19 protein-coding genes are annotated in these 20,167 nt (G+C 63.2%); 11 read left to right on the top strand and 8 right to left on the bottom strand.

Annotated elements, in window-relative coordinates; all coding sequences use genetic code 11:
* The first annotated feature begins 14 nt into the window (after nucleotides 1–14).
* A complete protein-coding gene (ung, locus tag OCX61_RS22030) occupies nucleotides 15–707 on the top strand; it encodes a uracil-DNA glycosylase (protein WP_261941369.1) in 693 nt (230 codons plus the stop codon).
* A 52-nt stretch (nucleotides 708–759) separates the two neighbouring features.
* On the opposite strand, the gene OCX61_RS22025 is transcribed toward ung, so the two are convergent.
* From OCX61_RS22025 to OCX61_RS22005, 5 genes are all read right to left on the bottom strand, one after another.
* Nucleotides 760–1,791, bottom strand: coding sequence for an AbrB family protein (locus OCX61_RS22025; RefSeq protein ID WP_261941368.1), 1,032 nt, complete (start codon nucleotides 1,789–1,791; stop codon nucleotides 760–762).
* A complete protein-coding gene (locus OCX61_RS22020) occupies nucleotides 1,784–3,298 on the bottom strand; it encodes a tripartite tricarboxylate transporter permease (RefSeq protein ID WP_261941367.1) in 1,515 nt (504 codons plus the stop codon). The genes OCX61_RS22025 and OCX61_RS22020 overlap by 8 nt, the downstream gene beginning before the upstream one ends.
* 3 nt (nucleotides 3,299–3,301) lie before the next feature.
* Nucleotides 3,302–3,760, bottom strand: a complete 459-nt coding sequence (locus tag OCX61_RS22015; RefSeq protein WP_261941366.1) for a tripartite tricarboxylate transporter TctB family protein — start codon at nucleotides 3,758–3,760, stop codon at nucleotides 3,302–3,304.
* Nucleotides 3,761–3,895: 135 nt separating this feature from the next.
* Nucleotides 3,896–4,876: a Bug family tripartite tricarboxylate transporter substrate binding protein gene (locus OCX61_RS22010; RefSeq protein WP_261941365.1), complete on the bottom strand. Its 981-nt coding sequence runs from the start codon at nucleotides 4,874–4,876 to the stop codon at nucleotides 3,896–3,898.
* A gap of 43 nt (nucleotides 4,877–4,919) precedes the next feature.
* On the bottom strand, nucleotides 4,920–6,209 hold the full coding sequence (locus tag OCX61_RS22005) for an OprD family porin (protein WP_261941364.1): 1,290 nt from the start codon (nucleotides 6,207–6,209) through the stop codon (nucleotides 4,920–4,922).
* A gap of 198 nt (nucleotides 6,210–6,407) precedes the next feature.
* On the opposite strand from OCX61_RS22005, the gene tctD reads away from it, so the two are divergent.
* Complete coding sequence (gene tctD, locus OCX61_RS22000) at nucleotides 6,408–7,079, top strand: two-component system response regulator TctD (RefSeq protein ID WP_027594137.1); 672 nt, start codon at nucleotides 6,408–6,410, stop codon at nucleotides 7,077–7,079.
* Nucleotides 7,072–8,451 carry a two-component system sensor histidine kinase TctE gene (tctE, locus tag OCX61_RS21995; protein ID WP_261941363.1) on the top strand — a complete coding sequence of 460 codons (1,380 nt, stop codon included), beginning with the start codon at nucleotides 7,072–7,074 and terminating at the stop codon, nucleotides 8,449–8,451. Before tctD ends, tctE begins: the two co-directional genes overlap by 8 nt.
* Before the next feature lie 352 nt (nucleotides 8,452–8,803).
* Here tctE and OCX61_RS21990 read toward each other — a convergent pair whose 3' ends face one another.
* Together OCX61_RS21990 and ygfZ are read right to left on the bottom strand one after the other, a co-directional pair.
* Complete coding sequence (locus OCX61_RS21990; protein WP_079226737.1) at nucleotides 8,804–9,610, bottom strand: HDOD domain-containing protein; 807 nt, start codon at nucleotides 9,608–9,610, stop codon at nucleotides 8,804–8,806.
* A gap of 31 nt (nucleotides 9,611–9,641) precedes the next feature.
* Nucleotides 9,642–10,583, bottom strand: coding sequence for a CAF17-like 4Fe-4S cluster assembly/insertion protein YgfZ (gene ygfZ, locus OCX61_RS21985; protein ID WP_261941362.1), 942 nt, complete (start codon nucleotides 10,581–10,583; stop codon nucleotides 9,642–9,644).
* Nucleotides 10,584–10,716: 133 nt separating this feature from the next.
* Between ygfZ and OCX61_RS21980 the strand changes: the two genes are divergently transcribed.
* Both OCX61_RS21980 and OCX61_RS21975 read left to right on the top strand, forming a co-directional pair.
* A complete protein-coding gene (locus OCX61_RS21980) occupies nucleotides 10,717–10,971 on the top strand; it encodes an FAD assembly factor SdhE (protein ID WP_008094993.1) in 255 nt (84 codons plus the stop codon).
* On the top strand, nucleotides 10,955–11,416 hold the full coding sequence (locus OCX61_RS21975; RefSeq protein ID WP_261941361.1) for a protein YgfX: 462 nt from the start codon (nucleotides 10,955–10,957) through the stop codon (nucleotides 11,414–11,416). Before OCX61_RS21980 ends, OCX61_RS21975 begins: the two co-directional genes overlap by 17 nt.
* On the opposite strand, the gene nadB is transcribed toward OCX61_RS21975, so the two are convergent.
* Nucleotides 11,403–13,007 carry an L-aspartate oxidase gene (gene nadB / locus OCX61_RS21970; RefSeq protein ID WP_261941360.1) on the bottom strand — a complete coding sequence of 535 codons (1,605 nt, stop codon included), beginning with the start codon at nucleotides 13,005–13,007 and terminating at the stop codon, nucleotides 11,403–11,405. The two genes, OCX61_RS21975 and nadB, sit on opposite strands and share 14 nt — an antisense overlap.
* Nucleotides 13,008–13,443: 436 nt before the next feature.
* Here nadB and rpoE point away from each other — a divergent pair, with 436 nt between their 5' ends.
* The 6 genes from rpoE to lepB all read left to right on the top strand — a co-directional run bounded on the left by rpoE (nucleotide 13,444) and on the right by lepB (nucleotide 20,093).
* Nucleotides 13,444–14,025, top strand: a complete 582-nt coding sequence (rpoE, locus tag OCX61_RS21965) for an RNA polymerase sigma factor RpoE/AlgU (protein ID WP_003252049.1) — start codon at nucleotides 13,444–13,446, stop codon at nucleotides 14,023–14,025.
* A gap of 31 nt (nucleotides 14,026–14,056) precedes the next feature.
* Nucleotides 14,057–14,647, top strand: a complete 591-nt coding sequence (locus tag OCX61_RS21960) for a sigma-E factor negative regulatory protein (RefSeq protein WP_261941359.1) — start codon at nucleotides 14,057–14,059, stop codon at nucleotides 14,645–14,647.
* Between the two features lie 12 nt (nucleotides 14,648–14,659).
* Nucleotides 14,660–15,625 (top strand): MucB/RseB family sigma factor regulatory protein, encoded by a 966-nt coding sequence (locus tag OCX61_RS21955; RefSeq protein ID WP_261941358.1) that lies wholly within the window; start codon nucleotides 14,660–14,662, stop codon nucleotides 15,623–15,625.
* Between the two features lie 189 nt (nucleotides 15,626–15,814).
* The gene (locus OCX61_RS21950; RefSeq protein WP_261941357.1) at nucleotides 15,815–17,251 is read left to right on the top strand and encodes a DegQ family serine endoprotease; all 1,437 of its coding nucleotides are present in this window, start codon (nucleotides 15,815–15,817) and stop codon (nucleotides 17,249–17,251) included.
* A 182-nt stretch (nucleotides 17,252–17,433) separates the two neighbouring features.
* Nucleotides 17,434–19,233: a translation elongation factor 4 gene (gene lepA, locus OCX61_RS21945; protein ID WP_261941356.1), complete on the top strand. Its 1,800-nt coding sequence runs from the start codon at nucleotides 17,434–17,436 to the stop codon at nucleotides 19,231–19,233.
* 5 nt (nucleotides 19,234–19,238) lie between these two features.
* Complete coding sequence (lepB, locus tag OCX61_RS21940) at nucleotides 19,239–20,093, top strand: signal peptidase I (RefSeq protein WP_152954572.1); 855 nt, start codon at nucleotides 19,239–19,241, stop codon at nucleotides 20,091–20,093.
* Nucleotides 20,094–20,167: the final 74 nt, after the last annotated feature.

The raw sequence follows: 20,167 nt of genomic DNA, 5'->3' as shown, positions 1-20,167 counted from the left end.
TTACGGATGGCCCCATGACTGAAGACGATCGCATCAAACTCGAACCCAGCTGGAAGGCTGCACTGCGCGCCGAGTTCGACCAGCCCTACATGCATCAGCTGCGTGAGTTCCTGCGCCAGGAGTACGCGGCCGGCAAGGAAATCTACCCGCCGGGGCCGCTGATCTTCAATGCGCTGAACTCCACGCCGCTGGAGCAGGTCAAGGTGGTGATCCTCGGCCAGGACCCCTACCACGGCCCGGGCCAGGCACATGGCTTGTGCTTTTCGGTACAGCCAGGCGTGCCGGCGCCGCCGTCGCTGGTCAACATCTACAAAGAGTTGCAGCGCGACCTCAACATCCCGATCGCCAGCCACGGCTACCTGCAGAGCTGGGCCGAGCAGGGCGTGTTGCTGCTCAACACGACCATGACCGTCGAACGCGCCAATGCCGCTTCGCATGCCAAGAAGGGTTGGGAGTTCTTTACCGACCGGATCATCCAGGTGGTCAGCGAGCAGTGCCCGAACGTGGTGTTCCTGCTGTGGGGGGCGCATGCCCAGAGCAAGCAGAAGCTGATCGATGGCACCAAGCACCTGGTGCTCAAGTCGGTGCACCCGTCGCCGCTGTCGGCGTATCGCGGGTTCCTGGGTTGCGGGCACTTCAGCCGCACCAACAGCTTCCTCGAACAGCGTGGCATGGCGCCGATCAACTGGACATTGCCGCCTCTCTGAAGCCGTGTCGCCTCTTCGCGGGTAAATCGTGGCGCCGAAGAGGCCGGCACATCTAATCTGGGTTTGCATTCCATAGTCGGAACAACGGCTCTGCCAGAAACAGCACCAGGATCAACCGTACCACCTGCAGCGCCGTCACCAGCGGCACCGACAGTTGCAAGGTTTCGGCTGTCAGGCTCATCTCGGCGATCCCGCCCGGCATCATCCCCAGCGTCAGCGAGCGCAGGTCCAGTTCGGTCATCACGCTCAACACCCACGCGGCACTGCCGGCAATTGCCATGCACAGCGCCGTGGCCAACAACGTACGCCCGAGAAAGGACGGCGCGCGGCGGAAGAACGCGCGGTTGAAGTGGCAGGCCAGGCCGCTGCCGATCAGCCACTGGCCGATCTGGCTGGCACCGTTGGGCAGGGCGATCTGCAGGCTGCCCGCCAGGTTCACCGAGGCGGCCACCAACAAGGGCCCGAACAGCCACGGGTTAGGCTGGCGCAAGCGTTGCCAGACAAACCCCACCGCCACGCCCAGCGGCACGATCAGCGCCAGCCAACCCCAACTGACGTTGCCATTGTGATTCAGCGCCACGCCGTCACCGAGCAGGAACTTGAACAGTGCCGGTACGCACAGCACCACGGCCAGCACGCGCAGGCTCTGTGCCGCGGCCACCTGGCTGAGCACCGCACCGTTGCGTGCGCCAAGGTTGACCATCTCGCCCGAGCCACCGGGCATGCTGGCGAAGAACGCCGTTGCGCGGTCTTCGCCGGTGCGCCGCAGCAGCCACACGCTGATTACGCTGGAGAGGGTGGTGAACAGCGCGCCGAAGCAGATCAGCGCAAAGTGGCTGGCGACCTGCTCGATCACCGCCGGGGTAAAGTGCAGGCCGATACCGATACCGATGATGCATTGCCCGCATTTGCGGCCATTGGGTATTTCCGAGAGCTGCCAGGGCGTCAGGCAGCGTACCAGGATGATTGCCAGCAACGCACCGATCATCCACGGCAAAGGCCAGCCGACCTTGCTGGCGGCAAAGCCACCCGCAAGGCCGACCAGCCCGGTTGCGACAAACAGCGGCAGTGGCCGGTCAGGCATCAGCCATGGCCCGGCGCTGCAGGCTGCGCTTGCGCCAGCTGCGCAGCAACGGCAGGGTCAGCATGACCGCCACCAGCACCCAGACACCCATGCTGATCGGGCTCGACCAGAGGATGCCCAGCTCACCGTTGGAAATCGACAGTGCCCGGCGCAGGTTCTGCTCCATCAGGCCGCCGAGGATGAAGCCGAGCAGGATCGGCGACAGCGGGAAGTCCAGCTTGCGCAGGATATAGCCCATGATGCCGATGCCGACCATCAGGAACAGGTCGAAGGTGGTGGCATGCACCGCATATACCCCGATCGCGGTGATGATCGCGATTACCGGCACCAGCGCCCAGTTCGGCACGGCGAGGATGCGGGTGAAGATGCGGATCATCGGGATGTTCAGGATCACCAGCATGATGTTGGCGATGAACAGCGAGGCGATCAGGCCCCAGACGATGTCCGGCTGCTGTTCGAACAGCAGTGGGCCTGGGGTGATGTTGTACAGGGTCAGTGCGCCGATCATCACCGCCGTGGTGCCCGAACCGGGCACGCCGAGGGTCAGCATCGGCACCAGGGCGCCGCAGCAGGAAGCGCCAATGGCGGTTTCCGGGGCCGCCAGGCCGCGGGCGTCACCTTTGCCGAACTTGCCTTTGTCACCGGCGATGCGTTTCTCGGTCATGTAGGCCACGGCGCTGGCCAGGGTCGCGCCGGCACCCGGCAGCACACCCATGATGAAGCCCAGCAGGCCGCAACGGATATTGACCACGAACACCGAAGCCGCTTCCTTGAGGTTGAACAGCATGCGCCCGGTGGCCTTGACCGCTTCGTGGCCATGGTGAGTCTTTTCCAGTAACAGCAGGATTTCGCTGACGGAGAACAGGCCCAGTACCAGCACGACGAACTGGATACCGTCGGCCAGGTGCACGCTGTCACCGGTGAAGCGGTATACGCCGCTGTTGGCATCGATACCGACCGCCGACAGGAACAGGCCGATCAGTGCCGCAATGAATGTCTTCAGGGGCTTGTCACCGGCCATGCCGCCGAGGGCGACGATGGCGAACACCATCAGCACGAAGTATTCCGCCGGGCCAAAGGCGATCGCCCATTTCGCCAGCAGCGGGGCGAACAGCACCATGCCGCAGGTGGCGATGAACGCGCCGATGAACGAGCTCCACGCCGACAGCGACAGGGCCACGCCAGCCAAACCCTGGCGTGCCATCGGGTAACCGTCGAGGGTGGTCATCACGGTCGAGGCTTCGCCCGGGATGTTCAGCAGGATCGAGCTGATCCGGCCGCCGTATTCGCAGCCCAGGTATACCGCAGCCAGCAGGATCAGCGCCGACTCCGGCGGCAGGCCGAGGGCGAAGGCGATCGGGATCAGCAGCGCCACGCCGTTGATCGGGCCCAGGCCTGGCAACAGGCCGACCACGGTGCCGATCAGCGTGCCCGACAGGGCCGTGACCAGGTTGTATGGGGACAGGGCGACGCCAAAGCCCTGGCCTAGGTAGCTCAAGGTATCCATGTGTCAGTTCTCCAGTACGCTCAGCAGGCCAAGGGGCAGGGGGACGTCCATGACGCGGTCGAACAGCCAGTACAGCAGCACGCTCATGCCCACCACCACGAGGGTGCTATGCAGCCAGCGGCCGCCATACAGGCGAGCCATGGGGATGCCGACCAGGATGGCGCTGAGAATGAAGCCCAGGGCTTCGAAGGTGCCGGCGAAGATGATCAGCAGGCCGACGCAGGCGGCGATCTTGGTCAAGGTTTCGCGGTCGAGCTCTGGCTCGTCGTCCTTGCGCACGATGGGTGTGGGGCGAATGGCCAGGTACAGCAGGCCCAGGCTCATCAGGCCAAGCATCAGCAACGGGTAGGCGCGCGGCCCTACCGGTTCGTAGGAGAACGCGGCCTGGTAGGGCCAGGCCATCACGGCCAGGGCGGCGCACACCGCCAGCAGGGCCAGGGCGAAGATGCGTTGCAGGATCATCAAGAAGTCCTCGTTGGACGCGGGCCCTGTGGGAGCGGGCTTGCCCGCGAACACCGGCAGAGCCGGTGCCATGCACCGCGGTGCTTGCTTCGCGGGCAAGCCCGCTCCCACAGAGGTCGGTGAAAGATCGGGGGCTTACTGGATCAGGCCGAATTCCCTGGCCAGTGCCTTGTAGTCAGCCACCTGCTTCTTCACGTAGCCGTCCAGCTCCGCACCGGTCATGGCGAACGGGAACAGCTCGCGCTGGTCACGCAGCTTGGCGAAGTCTTCCGAGGCCAGCATCTTGTCGAACGACTCCTTCCACCAGGCGTAGTCTTCGTCGCTCACCTTCGGCCCGAGGTAGAAACCGCGCACCACTGGCCAGACGATGTCGTAGCCCTGTTCCTTGGCGGTGGGGATGTCTTTCATTTCCGGCTCGTCCAGGCGGTTTTCCGAGAACACCGCGAGGATGCGCATGTTGCCGCTCTGGATGTGCGGCATGGAGTCGGAGATGTCGGTGGAGCCGACCTGGATGTGCCCGCCCAGCAACGCGGTGGCGATCTCGCCGCCGCCTTCCAGGGCCACGTAGCGCAGGTCGCGCGGGTTGATGCCGGCAGCCTTGGCGATCAGCGCGGTCTGCATCCAGTCCTGGCTGCCGACCGTGCCGCCGGAGCCAATCACCACTTTGCTCGGGTCTTTCTTCAGCGCCGCGACCAGGTCGTCGAGGGTCTTGTAGGGCGAGTCGCTCTTGACCGCAATGGCGCCGTAGCTGGTGCCGACCGCCGCCAGCCATTTCACCGCGTTCTCGTCGAAGCGGCCGAATTTGCCCTGGGCAAGGTTCAGCAGCGAACCGCTGGACCAGGCCACCAGGGTGCCGGCATCGGCCGGGCGCTGGGCGACCACGGCGTTGTACGCCACGGCGCCGACACCGCCTGGCATGTAGGTCACGCGCATCGGTTTACTGAGGATCTTCTCCTGCACCAGGGCACTCTGCGCCAGTTTGCAGGTCAGGTCGAAGCCACCGCCGGGTGAGGCGGGGGCGATGCATTCAGGTCGTTTCGGTTCGGCAGCGAGGGTGTTGCCTGCCAGTAGCAGGCAGCCGGTGGCGAGGACGAGGCGGCGCAGTGAAAAGGTCATCGAATGTCTCCGTGAGCGTTGTTGTTATGGGTTACCGCATGGGTTACCACAGCGCGACGCTGTAGCTCACCAGCAACCGCACTTCGTCGGCATCGCGGGCGAAGTTGGAGCGGAAGGTGGCGTTGCGCAGGCGCACGGCGACGTTCTTCAACGGGCCGCTTTGTACCACGTACTTGAGTTCGGTGTTGCGTTCCCACTCCTTGCCCTCGCCACCGGCGGCACGGCTGACGTTGTCGCCGTTGATGTAGCGGGTCATGAAGGTCAGGCCGGGGATGCCGAGGGCGGCGAAGTTGTAGTCGTAGCGCGCTTGCCAGGAACGCTCGTCGGCACCTGCGAAGTCGTTGATCTGGACGAAGTTGACCAGGTACGGGTCGGCGCCATCGATGTAGGGGAAGGCGCTGTCACCCGACAGCTGCTGCCAGGCGGCGCTGACCTTGTGCCCGCCCAGGCTGTAGCTGAGCATCGTGTTGAAGGTGGTGTTGTCGATGCGCCCGGCCTTGGCGGCGCCCGCATCGTCGCTGATCGCCAGGCGCATGTCGGCGCCAAAGGTGCCTGGGCCCCACGGTTGGGTGGCGAGCATGCCGACGAAGTGCTGACGGTAGATATCATCGAGCTGGGCGAAGTGATAGCTGCCGGTGATGCGGTCGGTGAATTTGTAGTCCAGGCCAGCCAGGTCGAGATTGTCGGCGCTGAAGGTGCCCCCGAAACGGCCGTTCTTGTTGTTGAGGGCCAGGTCTTCCCAGTTGGTGTCGTTGCGGTCCTTGGCCTTGTCCAGGCGCGCGCCGGTGAAGGTCAGGCCCTTGATTTCCTGTGAGGTCAGCAGGCCGCCTTCGAAGGTTTGCGGCAGGATGCGGCCGTCGTTGGGCTGCAGGGTCGGCAGTTCAGGGATCAGGCTGCCGATCTTCAGCTCGGTCTTCGACACTTTCACCTTGCCGGTCAGGCCGAGCTTGGAATACTCGTCGGCGGCCTTGCCGTCATCGTGGGTCGGCAGCAGGCCGGTGTCGGTGCGGTCGGGGCTGGAGTCGAGCTTGATGCCCAGCATGCCCAGCGCATCCAGGCCGAAGCCCACAGGGCCATCGGTGTAACCGGACTCGAAGTTGAGCATGAAGCCCTGGGCCCATTCGTCGCGCTTGGATTGCTGCGCGCTGGTGCCGTCGCGGAAGTCGCGATTGAAGTACATGTTGCGGGTTTCGAAGGTCGCCGTGCTGTCTTCGAAGAAGGCGGCCTGGCTCAGCGGGGCGACACCGGCAAGTGCAAGGGCACTGGCGATGGCAGAAGGGCGTGCGGACAGGGAACGGCTAGGCGCGAACGCCTGAGGCTGCGATGACAGCATCGGGATGACTCCGTTTTTGTTCTTATTCGTTGCACCTTGCTGGTGCTTTTTTCGGCGCGTGGGGCGACCGTGGTGCGATGCTAGGCAACGAACCTTTCGCTAACCTTTCAGCGTGAAAGGTTTGTGCCGAGGGGCTTCACAGGCTTGCCGACGGCGGTACACTCCGCGCCACCGTCCCACCCGAGCAGGGAGAATCCGATGCGTGTGCTGCTGGTCGAAGACCATCTGCAACTGGCCGAAAGCGTGGCCCAGGCCCTGAAAAGTCACGGCCTGACCGTGGATGTATTGCATGATGGCGTGGCTGCCGACCTGGCCCTGGCCAGCGAGGAATACGCCGTTGCCGTGCTTGATGTGGGGCTGCCGCGCATGGACGGTTTCGAGGTGCTGGCGCGCCTGCGCGGCCGTGGCAAGACCTTGCCGGTGCTGATGCTTACCGCGCGCAGCGATGTGAAGGACCGGGTCCATGGCCTGAACCTTGGCGCCGATGATTACCTGGCCAAGCCCTTTGAGCTGACCGAACTGGAAGCGCGGGTAAAGGCCTTGCTCAGGCGCAGTGTGCTCGGTGGCGAACGCCAGCAGCGCTGCGGGCCACTGGTATACGACCTGGACACGCGTCGCTTCAGCCTTGGCGAGGACAACCTGACCCTGACCTCGCGCGAACAGAGCGTGCTCGAAGCGTTGATCGCCCGCCCAGGCCGGGTGATGAGCAAGGAACAGCTGGCTGCCCAGGTGTTCGGCCTGGATGAAGAGGCCAGCCCCGACGCCATCGAAATCTACATCCATCGCCTGCGCAAGAAGCTCGATGGCCACCCGGTCGCCATCGTCACCTTCCGTGGCCTGGGTTATCTGCTCGAGCACCGCGATGCGTGACAACGGCAGCTTGCGCGGCCGGCTGCTGGGCAACCTGGCGCTGCTGCTGGTGGTGCTGATGCTGGCCAGCGGCCTGAGCGCCTACTGGAACGGTCGCGAAGCGGCCGATACGGCCTATGACCGTACCTTGCTGGCGTCGGCGCGGACCATCGCCGCCGGGCTGTCGCAACGCGATGGCAGCCTCAGCGCCGATGTGCCCTACGTGGCGTTGGACACCTTCGCCTACGACAGCGCCGGGCGTATCTACTACCAGGTGCTGGACATCAACCAGAAACTGATTTCCGGCTACGAGCACCTGCCGTCCCCGCCACCCGGCACCCCGCGCACCGATGACTATCCGGCATTGGCGCGCTTCTACGACGCCACCTACCTTGGCCAGGATGTACGTGTGGTCAGTTTGTTGAAGGCGGTGAGCGAGCCGAACATGAACGGCATGGCGGAAATTCGCGTGGCCGAGACTGAAGAGGCGCGGGTGCGCATGGCTCGCGGGCTGATGGCCGATACGTTGCTGCGTCTGGGCATGCTGGCGCTGGGTGCACTGGTCATGGTGTGGTTCGCGGTGAGCGCGGCACTGCGCCCGCTGGAGCGCCTGCGCACGGCGGTTGAAGAGCGCCAGCCGGATGACCTGCGGGCGCTGCCGGTGGTGCAGGTGCAACGCGAGCTGAGCCCGCTGGTGCGTGCCCTGAACCACTTCACCGAACGCTTGCGCGGTCAGTTCGAACGCCAGGCGCAGTTCATTGCTGAAGCTGCCCACGAACTGCGCACGCCGCTGGCGGCGCTGAAGGCACGGGTGGAGCTGGGGTTGCGTTCGCAGCAGCCCGAAGAATGGCGGCAAACCCTGGAATCCGCAGCACAAGGTACTGATCGCCTGACCCATCTGGCCAATCAGTTGCTGTCGCTGGCGCGGGTTGAAAACGGAGCACGGGCGATAGCCGAGGGCGGCGCCCAGCGCCTGGACCTGAGTCAGCTGGCCCGCGAGCTGGGCATGGCCATGGCGCCATTGGCATACAACCGGGGCGTCGCCTTGGCGCTGGAGGCCGAGGCGCCGGTGTGGTTGAAGGGGGAGCCAACGTTGCTCAACGAGCTGCTCAGCAACCTGGTGGACAATGCGCTGGCGCACACCCCGTCGGGGGGAAACGTGATTTTGCGGGTGCTGGCGCCGGCGGTGCTGGAGGTCGAAGACGATGGGCCCGGAATCCCCGAAGATGAGCGCGAGCGGGTGTTCGAGCGGTTCTACCGGCGGGGTGTGCAGGGCAGTGGGCTGGGGTTGGCAATCGTTGGCGAAATCTGCCGGGCGCACCTGGCGCAGATCAGCCTGCATGATGGTGAGAAGGGCGGGTTGAAGGTACGGGTCAGCTTCATCGCCGACTGATTGGTTGCCTGTCCCGGCCTCTTCGCGGGCAAGCCCGCTCCCACAGGTACAGCGTAAGCCTCAGGCCAGTGATATCCCTGTGGGAGGTACGGGTCAGCTTCATCGCCGACTGATTGGTTGCCTGTCCCGGCCTCTTCGCGGGCAAGCCCGCTCCCACAGGTACAGCGTAAACCTCAGGGCAGTGATATCCCTGTGGGAGGTACGGGTCAGCTTCATCGCCGACTGATTGGTTGCCTGTCCCGGCCCTTTCGCGGGTACACCCGCTCCCACAGGTACAGCGTACGCCTCAGGCCTGTGATATTCCTGTGGGAGCGGGTTTACCCGCGAAGAGGCCGGGGCAGGTAAGGCAGGATCAGCGCAGCATGCTCCGCGCTTCCAGCAGCTCGGCAATCTCCAGTTCGGTGCCATACGGCAGGCCCAGGTGCCGATAGGCCGGCAATGCTGGCAATGGCCTGCTGCGTCCGCGCTGGCTCAGGCACTTGGCGATCTGCACCACATCGATGTAGTCGACCTTGTCAGTTCGACGGTCCAGGTCCTGCACCTGGCTCGGCAGGTTGACCAACTGCTCGGGAAATTCCCACGACGAGAGAATCTTGTCCCCCAGCACCGGCTGGATCTGCTCGATCACATAGTGCAGGCAGACCGGGTCGGACAGCAGCTCGTTGTGCTCTTCAGCGTAGATCAGCACCGGCAGCGCACCGATCTGGTTGACCAGCCCGCCGAGCGTCGCCTGGTCGGGTTTCAGTTGTGTATAGCGACGGCACAGTTCATAGCTGATGCCTGCCACTTCAAGGCTGTTCGACCAGATATCACGCAATTTTTGTTCAACTGCAGACGAGCGGGCATGGAAGATCTGTTCGATTACCAGGCCGATGGCCAAGTTGCAACTGTAGTTGATGCCCAGGCGGGTGATGGCCGTGTGCAGGTCGGTGACTTCGACCGCTGCGCGCAACAGCGGGCTGTTGACCACCTTGATCAGGCGCGCCGACAGGGCAGCGTCGCGTCCGATCACCTTGCTCAGAGCGGCAACGCTGATTTCGCTGTCTTCAGCCGCCTCGCGAATGCTCAGGGCAACCTCGGGCAGGGTTGGCAGGACCAGGTCATCGTTGTCGATGGCAGCGAGCAACTGCGCTTGAACCATCTCGGCCAGCTTGTTCATGAACGTCTCAACGGCAAGGGTGGTGCACTGTTCAGCGCTGGATTTCCCGGTCGCGGTCCAGCTCGTACGGCAGGGTCAACACCCGCAGGCGCGGGCCTTCCGGGCTGCCCAGGTGCAGGTTGTCGTCCTCCACCGACTCGGCGCTCAGTACCGCGAGCAGCTCGCAGCCCTGGCCGCTGCCGGCGGCAATGACCACTTCACCTACCGATGAACCATGGGTCGGCGAGAAGATTTCCGTGCCTGGGGCTGGAACATCCTGCAGGTCGAGCGCCAACCGATACTGACGACGCTTGAGCTTGCCCAGGTACTGCATGCGCGCGACGATTTCCTGGCCGGTGTAGCAGCCTTTCTTGAAGCTCACGCCATCGACTGCCTGCAGGTTGATCATCTGTGGGATGAACAGCTCACGGGTCGGGCCCATGACCTGGCCGATGCCAGCGCGAACTTGCCCCAACAGCCAATCGTTGAGGCTGCCCTCGGGCAGCGTGGCGGCCAGCTGCTGGCGAACGCTGGCGGCCTGGTCTGCCGGTACCCAGAGTTCGCTGCGGTCAGCCGAGACGGCAATGGCGATCAGGCCATCATGGCGCACGGTGCTACCCGCTGCTGTCGGCACGTCCAGCCCCAATGCCTGCAGCGCGGCGCCGCCACCTTGCAGGCCGAAGCGTGCCCAGGCCGCACTCTCGTCGGTGAGCGTGGCCTTGGAGAACACGGCGTACTTTTTCAGGTCGGCCAGTTGCAGCTCCAGCAACTCGCTGGCCATGGCCAGCAGGTAGCCATTGCCCTCGGGCAGGATGCGGAAGCTCGACTGCATGCGCCCCTTGACCATGCAGCGGGCGCCGAGGCTGGCGTGCTCGAGGCTGAGGTAGTTGATGTTGCAGGTCAGCTGGCCCTGCAGGAACTTGCCGGCGTCGGAGCCGCGGACGGCGAGGATGCCCTCGTGGGACAGGGGGCTGAAGAAAGCGGAATCGGCCATGGGTCATCGCGGTGGCTAAAGACTGGCGGCCATCATAGAACGCCAGTAACAAAATAGGTAGGTGACTAGACCAACGCCCTGTGCCGCTTCGTTCACTGCGCGGTATACTGCGCGACCATTCGAGGAGGGCCCCATGGTCGAACAAACTGAACTCAACCGGCTTTTCTGGCACAGCCGCCGCGGCATGCTGGAACTGGACGTACTGCTGGTGCCATTCACCCAGGAGGTCTACCCGACCCTGAGCGAAGCCGACCGCGAACTTTATGTCCGCCTGTTGAGCTGTGAAGATCAGGACATGTTCGGCTGGTTCATGGAGCGTACCGAGTCGGAAGACCCGGAGCTGCAGCGCATGGTTCGCATCATTCTGGATCGTGTCCAGCCCAAGTGAGTGTTTCGAGTGCCGTTGGCAGGGCTCGCGCCTGTTGCTGGCGGCCTATCTGGTTTGCCAGGTGCTGGCACTGCAGGTCTTGTGGCTGAGCGTGCTGCCCTGGTGGCTTGGCCTTTGTCTGCTTGCCGCGTGCATTGCCCACGCCTGCTGGGCCATCCCACGTCGTATCCTGCTGACTGATCCCTGTGCCGTTACCGGTCTGCGCCGAGATGCTTCGGGCTGGCGCGTGTTCAGCCAGGCGCTGGGCTGGCAGCCGGTGCGCTTGTGTCGGGACAGTGTGGCGCTGCCGGGGTTGGTGGTGTTGCGGTTCGTCAGGGCAGGGCACTGGCTTGGCGAGAGCCAGTGCGTGCCTCGAGATGCCCTGGGGGCTGACTTGCATCGACGTTTGCGGGTGAGGCTGAAGTTCAGCCGACGCCGCTTCGACAGCTGCTTCAGATCGGGCTGAGGATGGTGTCCTTGGCCTCGGGCAGCATCCCCGGATAATCCAGGGTGTAATGCAGGCCACGGCTTTCCTTGCGCTGCATTGCCGAGCGGATCATCAGCTCGGCCACCTGGGCCAGGTTGCGCAGCTCGATCAAGTCGCGGCTGACCTTGTAGTTGCTGTAGAACTCGTCGATCTCGTCGAGCAGCAGGCGAACGCGATGTTCGGCGCGCTGCAGGCGCTTGCTGGTACGCACGATGCCCACATAGTCCCACATGAACCGCCGCAACTCGTCCCAGTTGTGCGCGATGATCACGTCTTCGTCCGAATCGGTCACCTGGCTGGCGTCCCAGCAGGGCAGGGCCCTGGGCATGGCGATCTGCTCCAGATGCGCCTCGATGTCAGCGGCGGCGGCGCGGCCATAGACGAAGCACTCCAGCAGCGAGTTGCTGGCCATGCGGTTGGCGCCGTGCAGGCCGGTGAAGCTGGTTTCGCCGATAGCGTACAGGCCGGGGACATCGGTATGGCCGCGATCATCGACCACGACCCCGCCACAGGTGTAGTGGGCCGCTGGAACCACCGGGATCGGCTGGCGGGTGATGTCGATGCCGAAGGCCAGGCAGCGCTCGTAGACGGTCGGGAAGTGGCTCTTGATGAAATCGGCCGGCTTGTGGGTGATGTCGAGGTAGACGCAATCGACGCCCAGGCGCTTCATTTCGTGGTCGATGGCACGGGCGACGATGTCACGCGGGGCCAGCTCTTCTCGCGGGTCGAAACGCGGCATGAAGCGCTCGCCGTTGGGCAGGCGCAGTAACGCCCCTTCGCCACGCAAGGCTTCGGTGATCAGGAAGCTCTTGGCCTGCGGGTGATACAGGCAGGTCGGGTGGAACTGGTTGAATTCCAGGTTCGCCACCCGGCAGCCGGCGCGCCAGGCCATGGCAATGCCATCACCGCAGGCGCCGTCGGGGTTGCTGGTGTAGAGGTAGACCTTGGCCGCGCCCCCGGTGGCCAGCACGGTGAAACGTGCGCCGAAGGTGTCGACTTCTCCGCTGTTGCGGTTCAGTACGTAGGCGCCCAGGCAGCGATCACCCGCCAGACCAAGGCGGCGCTCGGTGATCAGGTCGACCGCCACGCGCTGCTCCAGCAGCTCGATGTTCGGGCGCTTGCGGGCTTGCTCCAGCAAGGTGGTGAAAATCGCCGCGCCGGTGGCGTCGGCGGCATGGATGATGCGCCGATGGCTGTGGCCACCTTCGCGGGTCAGATGGAATTCGAAACCGCCATCATCGACGCTGTAGTGTTCGTCGCGGGTAAAAGGTACGCCTTGCTCGATCAGCCATTCGATGGCTTCGCGGCTGTGCTCGACGGTAAAGCGCACAGCCTCCTCGTTGCACAGGCCGCCACCGGCATTGAGGGTGTCCTCGACATGCGACTGTACGGTGTCGGTGTCGTCGAGAACGGCGGCGACCCCACCCTGGGCCCAGAAAGTCGAACCGTTGGCCAGGTCACCCTTGCTCAGCACGGCAATGCGCAGGTGGCCGGGAAGGTTAAGTGCCAGGCTGAGACCGGCTGCGCCGCTGCCGATCACCAGGACATCATGTTGGAATTGTTGGCTCATGTCGGGACACTAGTAATCTTTGGAAAGGGCGCGGCACAATAGTCACGTGCAGATGGCAATGTGAAACTATCGTGAATGCTGGCCGGGCTGCCTTTATAGCAGCCTGCGGTAGCCAATTTCCATGCCAGTAAGGACGTTGCGTCAATCTTTCCGGGAACTTTCCGACACGGCCGGAAATCCTATGAAGGCTGTCCGCACGCCACCATTTGCCGCGGCGACGCGAGGCGGCAGCTCTATTCGGGCTGACACCCTGCGTATTCGAAACCTGATTATCGACGCAGCGGGCCGTGACCGTGCCGCGTCTTCCGTGCGAGCCGACCAAGGGCCGCAGGAAACTTGCTTGGAGGGGAGAACTTTTGCGTAAAGCCCGAGTCTATGGTTGCAAGCCTGAACAAAGGCTGTTGCAACGCTCCTTCGAGTTCACTGAGGAGTGTTCATGCTAACCCAGGAAGAGGATCAGCAGCTTGTCGAGCGCGTGCAGCGCGGAGACAGGCGAGCGTTCGATCTGTTGGTGCTGAAGTATCAGCACAAGATTCTAGGGTTGATCGTGCGGTTCGTTCACGACACCCACGAGGCCCAGGATGTGGCGCAGGAAGCCTTTATCAAGGCCTACCGTGCGCTTGGCAATTTCCGCGGTGACAGTGCGTTTTATACCTGGCTGTACCGCATCGCCATCAACACGGCGAAGAACTACCTGGTGTCCCGTGGAAGACGGCCACCAGACAGCGATGTGAGCTCCGAGGATGCGGAGTTTTACGACGGCGATCATGGTCTCAAGGATCTCGAGTCCCCAGAGCGCTCGTTGTTGCGGGATGAAATCGAAGGCACTGTCCATCGCACCATCCAGCAGCTGCCCGAAGATCTGCGCACGGCATTGACCCTGCGTGAATTCGACGGGTTGAGTTACGAAGACATTGCCAGCGTCATGCAATGTCCGGTGGGTACCGTGCGCTCTCGAATCTTCCGCGCTCGGGAGGCCATAGACAAAGCCCTGCAGCCGTTGTTGCAGGAAACCTGAGACAGCGGCGACAGCCAAGAGAGGAACCGCCATGAGTCGTGAAGCTTTGCAGGAATCGCTGTCCGCGGTAATGGATAACGAAGCGGACGAACTGGAATTGCGTCGGGTGTTGAACGCCGTCGACGATGCCGAAACCCGTGCCACCTGGTCGCGTTACCAGGTAGCCCGCGCAGCGATGCACAAGGAACTGTTGCTGCCCAAGCTGGATATCGCCTCGGCGGTCTCCGCCGCGCTGGCTGATGAAGCCGTGCCGGCCAAGGTCAAGCAGGGCCCGTGGCGCAGCATTGGCCGCCTGGCCGTCGCTGCCTCGGTCACCGTAGCGGTGCTGGCTGGCGTGCGCATGTACAACCAGGACGAAATCACCGGTGCCGAACTGGCTGCCCAGCAGCCTGCGCAGCAAGGCCTGAGCATGCCACAAAGTCAGGGCCCGGCGGTTTTGGCAGGCTATAGTGAAAGCAGTGAGCAACCGACCGGGCCGATGGCCAACGGCGTGCTGCAGAACCAGGCCGGCTGGGATCAGCGTCTGCCAGGTTATCTGCGCCAGCACGCGCAGGAATCCGCGCTCAAGGGCACTGAAAGCGCCCTGCCGTATGCCCGCGCCGCCAGCCTGGAAAACCGCTAAGTAAGGAGGATCATGCGCGCGCTACCTCTCCTGTCGCTGCTGATAGGCAGCTGCATGACGGTGCCAGCGTTGGCAGCCAATTCTTCGCCTGAGGCGAGCGAGTGGTTGAGCAAGCTGGCACAGGCCGAGCAGAAGCAGAGTTACCAGGGCTCCTTCGTCTACGAACGTAACGGCAGCTTCTCTTCCCACGATATCTGGCATCGCGTTCAGGACGGCAAGGTCAGCGAGCGGCTACTGCAGCTTGATGGCCCGGCCCAGGAAGTGTTGCGCGTGGATGGCAAGGTGCAGTGCGTCAGTGGCGGCCTGGCCAGTGGCGTTGGTGGTCCGCCGGAGTCTGCGCCGCGAACGCTTGATCCCCTCAAGCTGATGGGTTGGTATGACCTGAGTGTGGCGGGCAAGGCACGGGTCGCCGACCGTGATGCCGTGATCGTCACGCTGACTCCCCGCGATCAGCATCGCTATGCATTCGAACTTCATCTGGATCGCCAGACCGGCCTGCCTCTGCGCTCATTGATGCTCAATGACAAGGGGCAGTTGCTCGAGCGCTTCCAGATGATCCAGCTAAATACTGACGCTGTGCCCAGTGACGAGGCAATGCGTGCACGTGCCACGTGCAAACCGGTTGAGCAGGTAGCCAGTGCTGCAACCGAAGCCGTCGCCGGCTGGCGGTCGGACTGGCTGCCGCCGGGTTTCGAGCTGATCAACAGTACGGTGCGTCGCGATCCCGAGCGCAACAGCTCGATAAGCAGCCTGATGTATGACGATGGACTGGCCCGTTTTTCGGTGTTCCTCGAACCCGTGAAGGATGATGCCGGTGCCGATGTGCGCACCCAGCTTGGTCCGACCTCGGCCGTTTCACGGCGCCTGAATACGCCCAAGGGCAAGGTGCAAGTCACCGTGGTCGGCGAAATTCCGCTGGGTACGGCAGAACGTGTCGCGCTGTCGATGCGCCCTCAGGATGCCCAGGCGCGCCAGTGATGGCGCGCTTTTCCGGGCCGGCACCAAGGGCAATGCGCAGGCAAACGGACATGCGGCTGAAATGAAATTAAAGCATTGTCATTTGCAATCCTTCGGCAAATTTTCTATAGGTCAGGCTTCATAGGAGTCTGGCCTTTCCTGCTTTGGGCAGGGCTATTTCCAACTACCGCTCGTTGTGACGGGAGCCGTATGTCAATACCACGCTTGAAATCCTACCTAACGATGTTCGCCGCCGTGCTCATGCTCGGCCAGGTGCTCAGCGCCCAGGCCGATGAAGCCCTGCCGGACTTCACCACCCTGGTCGAGCAGGCCTCGCCGGCGGTGGTCAACATCAGCACCAAGCAGAAGTTGCCGGACCGCCTCGCCTCCGGCCAGATGCCGGACCTCGAAGGCCTGCCGCCGATGTTCCGCGAGTTCTTCGAGCGCAACATGCCGCAGCAGCCGCGTTCGCCGCGCGGTGATCGCCAGCGCGAGGCCATGTCGCTGGGTTCGGGCTTCATCATTTCCAGTGATGGCTATGTACTGACCAACAACCACGTGGTTGCCGATGCCGACGAGATCATCGTCCGCCTGTCGGACCGCAGCGAGCTGCAGGCCAAGCTGATCGGCACCGACCCACGCACCGACGTGGCCTTGCTCAAGGTCGAGGGCAAGAACCTGCCGACCGTCAAGCTGGGTGACTCCGAGAAGCTCAAGGTCGGGGAGTGGGTGCTGGCCATCGGTTCGCCGTTCGGCTTCGACCATTCGGTGACCAAAGGTATCGTCAGCGCCAAGGGCCGGACCCTGCCCAACGACACCTATGTGCCGTTCATCCAGACCGATGTGGCCATCAACCCGGGTAACTCCGGCGGCCCGCTGTTCAACATGAAAGGTGAGGTGGTGGGTATCAACTCGCAGATCTTCACCCGCTCTGGCGGCTTCATGGGCCTGTCCTTCGCCATCCCGATCGATGTGGCCATCGATGTGTCCAACCAGCTGAAGAAAGACGGCAAGGTCAGCCGCGGCTGGCTGGGTGTGGTGATTCAGGAGGTCAACAAGGACCTGGCTGAGTCGTTCGGCCTCGACAAACCGGCGGGTGCCCTGGTGGCGCAGGTGCTGGAAAACGGCCCGGCAGCCAAGGGCGGCTTGCAGGTGGGTGACGTGATCCTGAGCATGAACGGCCAGCCGATCGTCATGTCGGCAGACCTGCCGCACCTGGTTGGCAGCTTGAAGGACGGCGAGAAGGCCAAGCTCGAGATCATCCGCAACGGCAAGCGCCAGACCCTGGACGTTGCCGTCGGTCCAATGCCCGATGACGATGCCGACATCGCTGCCGGTAGCAGCCCTGAAGGCAGCGCCGAGCGCAACAGCAACCGCCTGGGCGTATCTGTATCGGACCTGACCGCAGAACAGAAGAAGACCCTGGAGCTCAAGGGTGGCGTGGTCATCAAGGAAGTTCAGGACGGCCCGGCCGCGATGATCGGGCTGCGCCCGGGCGACGTGATCAGCCACCTGAACAACCAGGCGGTCGCCTCGGCCAAGCAATTCACCGAAATCGCCAAGGACCTGCCGAAGAATCGTTCGGTGTCGATGCGCGTGCTGCGTCAGGGGCGTGCCAGCTTCATCACCTTCAAACTTGCTGAATAAGCGAGCTCAGGGGGAGGAAAGGGCAGCTTCGGCTGCCCTTTTTCATGAAAGTTCACAATTGCAGGTGCGAATGCTGTGTACAGTCCGATAGAGGAATCTCCCATATCCCAGCAGCTTAAGGTACAATTCCCGGCTATTTTTCGGCGGGCGTCCGGCTCGCAGCCTTTTCCGAGTGTTGACCCGTGAGTGATTTGAGTCATATCCGCAATTTCTCCATCATCGCCCACATCGACCATGGCAAGTCGACGCTGGCCGACCGTTTCATTCAAATGTGCGGTGGCCTGTCGGCGCGCGAAATGGAAGCCCAGGTACTGGACTCCATGGACCTTGAGCGCGAACGCGGTATCACCATCAAGGCCCACAGCGTCACGCTCAACTACAAGGCGCAGGACGGCAAGGTCTATCAGCTGAACTTCATCGATACCCCCGGCCACGTTGACTTTACCTACGAAGTCTCGCGTTCGCTGGCGGCCTGTGAAGGCGCGCTGCTGGTGGTGGACGCTGGCCAGGGTGTCGAAGCCCAGTCCGTGGCCAACTGCTACACCGCCATCGAGCAGGGCCTGGAAGTCATGCCGGTCCTGAACAAGATGGACCTGCCCCAGGCCGATCCGGACCGCGTGAAGGACGAGATCGAGAAGATCATCGGCATCGATGCCACCGACGCCGTGGCTTGCAGCGCCAAGAGCGGCATGGGCGTGGACGAAGTGCTCGAGCGCCTGGTGCAGACCATCCCTGCGCCGGAAGGCGATATCGAAGCGCCACTGCAGGCGCTGATCATCGACTCCTGGTTCGACAACTACCTGGGCGTGGTCTCGCTGGTGCGTGTGCGCCACGGCCGCGTCAAGAAAGGCGACAAGATCCTGGTCAAGTCCACCGGCAAGGTGCACCTGGTCGACAGCGTCGGTGTGTTCACGCCGAAGCACACCCAGACCGCCGACCTCAAGGCCGGTGAGGTAGGCTTCATCATCGCCAGCATCAAGGACATTCACGGTGCGCCGGTGGGTGACACCCTGACCCTGTCCACGACCCCCGAGGTCGAGGTGCTGCCTGGCTTCAAGAAGATCCAGCCACAGGTCTATGCCGGCCTGTTCCCGGTCAGCTCCGACGACTTCGAGGACTTCCGCGATGCCCTGCAGAAGCTGACCCTCAACGACTCGTCGCTGCAATACATGCCGGAAAGCTCCGACGCCCTGGGCTTCGGCTTCCGCTGCGGCTTCCTCGGCATGCTGCACATGGAGATCATCCAGGAGCGCCTGGAGCGCGAATACGACCTGGACCTGATCACCACCGCGCCAAGCGTGATCTACGAGCTCGAACTCAAGACCGGTGAGACCATCGTCGTCGATAACCCGTCGAAGTTGCCGGATGTCTCGTCCGTGGCCGATTTCCGCGAGCCGATCGTTACCGCGACCATCCTGGTGCCACAGGAGCACCTGGGCAACGTCATCACCCTGTGCATCGAGAAGCGTGGCGTGCAGCGCGACATGCAGTTCCTCGGCAGCCAGGTGCAGGTGCGCTACGACCTGCCGATGAACGAAGTGGTACTGGACTTCTTCGACCGCCTGAAGTCGACCAGCCGCGGCTATGCTTCGCTGGACTATCATTTCGATCGCTACCAGTCGGCCAACCTGGTCAAGCTGGACGTACTGATCAACGGCGACAAGGTCGATGCCCTGGCATTGATCGTGCACCGCGACAACGCGGCCTACAAAGGCCGTGCGTTGACCGAAAAGATGAAGGAACTGATCCCTCGGCAGATGTTTGACGTGGCGATCCAGGCAGCCATTGGCGGCCAGATCATCGCGCGGACGACCGTCAAGGCACTCAGAAAGAACGTACTGGCCAAGTGCTACGGTGGTGACGTCAGCCGTAAGAAGAAACTGCTGGAGAAGCAGAAGGCCGGTAAGAAACGCATGAAACAGGTGGGCAACGTGGAGATTCCACAGGAAGCCTTCCTCGCCGTGCTCAGGTTGGATAGCTAGGTCCTATGTCGCTAAATTTCCCGCTGTTGCTAGTCATCGCCGTCTTTGTCTGCGGTCTGCTGGGCTTGATCGATCTGCTGTTCCTGGCTCCGCGCCGGCGGGCAGCGATCGCCAACTACCAGGGCAGCGTCACTCAGCCCGAAATGGCGGTGGTCGAGCGCCTGAGCAAAGAACCGCTGCTGGTCGAGTACGGCAAGTCGTTCTTCCCGGTACTGTTCATCGTGCTGGTGCTGCGCTCGTTCCTGGTCGAGCCGTTCCAGATCCCTTCGGGGTCGATGAAACCGACCCTGGAAGTGGGCGATTTCATCCTGGTGAACAAGTTCTCCTACGGCATCCGCCTGCCGGTGATCGACAAGAAGGTCATCGAGGTCGGTGACCCGCAACGCGGCGATGTGATGGTGTTCCGCTACCCGAGCGACCCGAACGTCAACTACATCAAGCGTGTGGTCGGCCTGCCGGGCGACAAGATCAGCTACACCAGCGACAAGCGGCTGTTCGTCAACGGCCAGCCGATCGCCGAGCAGCTGGTTGGCGCCGAACCCGGTACCTTGGGCAGCGCCGAGCTGTACAAGGAAAAACTCGGCGAAGCCGAGCACCTGATCCGCAAGGAGATGACCCGTTATCGCATGCCGCCGGACCAGCAATGGACCGTGCCGGCCGGCCATTACTTCATGATGGGCGACAACCGCGACAACTCCAACGACAGCCGTTACTGGGATGACCCGAAGATCCCTCAAGCGCTGCACGGCATGGTTCCGGACCGGAACATTGTCGGCAAGGCCTTCGCGGTCTGGATGAGCTGGCCCGAGCCCAAGCTCAGCCACTTGCCCAACCTGTCGCGGGTCGGTCTGATCCATTGATACCCTTCGGCGCTGTCCTGCAGACAGCGCCGAATGCATTTCTGACATAGGCTGTGTTCTCAAGGAACGAGAGA

Origin of the sequence: Pseudomonas sp. LRP2-20 (assembly GCF_024349685.1) — a bacterium.
In the GTDB taxonomy this organism is placed as follows: domain Bacteria; phylum Pseudomonadota; class Gammaproteobacteria; order Pseudomonadales; family Pseudomonadaceae; genus Aquipseudomonas.
This window is presented reverse-complemented; position numbering and strand designations above follow the sequence as displayed.

Bases quoted from the DNA above. Each gene is read 5' to 3' on its own strand.
- ung (WP_261941369.1), top strand. From the start codon at position 15: ATGACTGAAGACGATCGCATCAAACTCGAACCCAGCTGGAAGGCTGCA.
- OCX61_RS22025 (WP_261941368.1), bottom strand. From the start codon at position 1,791: ATGCCTGACCGGCCACTGCCGCTGTTTGTCGCAACCGGGCTGGTCGGC.
- OCX61_RS22020 (WP_261941367.1), bottom strand. From the start codon at position 3,298: ATGGATACCTTGAGCTACCTAGGCCAGGGCTTTGGCGTCGCCCTGTCC.
- OCX61_RS22015 (WP_261941366.1), bottom strand. From the start codon at position 3,760: ATGATCCTGCAACGCATCTTCGCCCTGGCCCTGCTGGCGGTGTGCGCC.
- OCX61_RS22010 (WP_261941365.1), bottom strand. From the start codon at position 4,876: ATGACCTTTTCACTGCGCCGCCTCGTCCTCGCCACCGGCTGCCTGCTA.
- OCX61_RS22005 (WP_261941364.1), bottom strand. From the start codon at position 6,209: ATGCTGTCATCGCAGCCTCAGGCGTTCGCGCCTAGCCGTTCCCTGTCC.
- tctD (WP_027594137.1), top strand. From the start codon at position 6,408: ATGCGTGTGCTGCTGGTCGAAGACCATCTGCAACTGGCCGAAAGCGTG.
- tctE (WP_261941363.1), top strand. From the start codon at position 7,072: ATGCGTGACAACGGCAGCTTGCGCGGCCGGCTGCTGGGCAACCTGGCG.
- OCX61_RS21990 (WP_079226737.1), bottom strand. From the start codon at position 9,610: ATGAACAAGCTGGCCGAGATGGTTCAAGCGCAGTTGCTCGCTGCCATC.
- ygfZ (WP_261941362.1), bottom strand. From the start codon at position 10,583: ATGGCCGATTCCGCTTTCTTCAGCCCCCTGTCCCACGAGGGCATCCTC.
- OCX61_RS21980 (WP_008094993.1), top strand. From the start codon at position 10,717: ATGGTCGAACAAACTGAACTCAACCGGCTTTTCTGGCACAGCCGCCGC.
- nadB (WP_261941360.1), bottom strand. From the start codon at position 13,007: ATGAGCCAACAATTCCAACATGATGTCCTGGTGATCGGCAGCGGCGCA.
- rpoE (WP_003252049.1), top strand. From the start codon at position 13,444: ATGCTAACCCAGGAAGAGGATCAGCAGCTTGTCGAGCGCGTGCAGCGC.
- OCX61_RS21960 (WP_261941359.1), top strand. From the start codon at position 14,057: ATGAGTCGTGAAGCTTTGCAGGAATCGCTGTCCGCGGTAATGGATAAC.
- OCX61_RS21955 (WP_261941358.1), top strand. From the start codon at position 14,660: ATGCGCGCGCTACCTCTCCTGTCGCTGCTGATAGGCAGCTGCATGACG.
- OCX61_RS21950 (WP_261941357.1), top strand. From the start codon at position 15,815: ATGTCAATACCACGCTTGAAATCCTACCTAACGATGTTCGCCGCCGTG.
- lepB (WP_152954572.1), top strand. From the start codon at position 19,239: ATGTCGCTAAATTTCCCGCTGTTGCTAGTCATCGCCGTCTTTGTCTGC.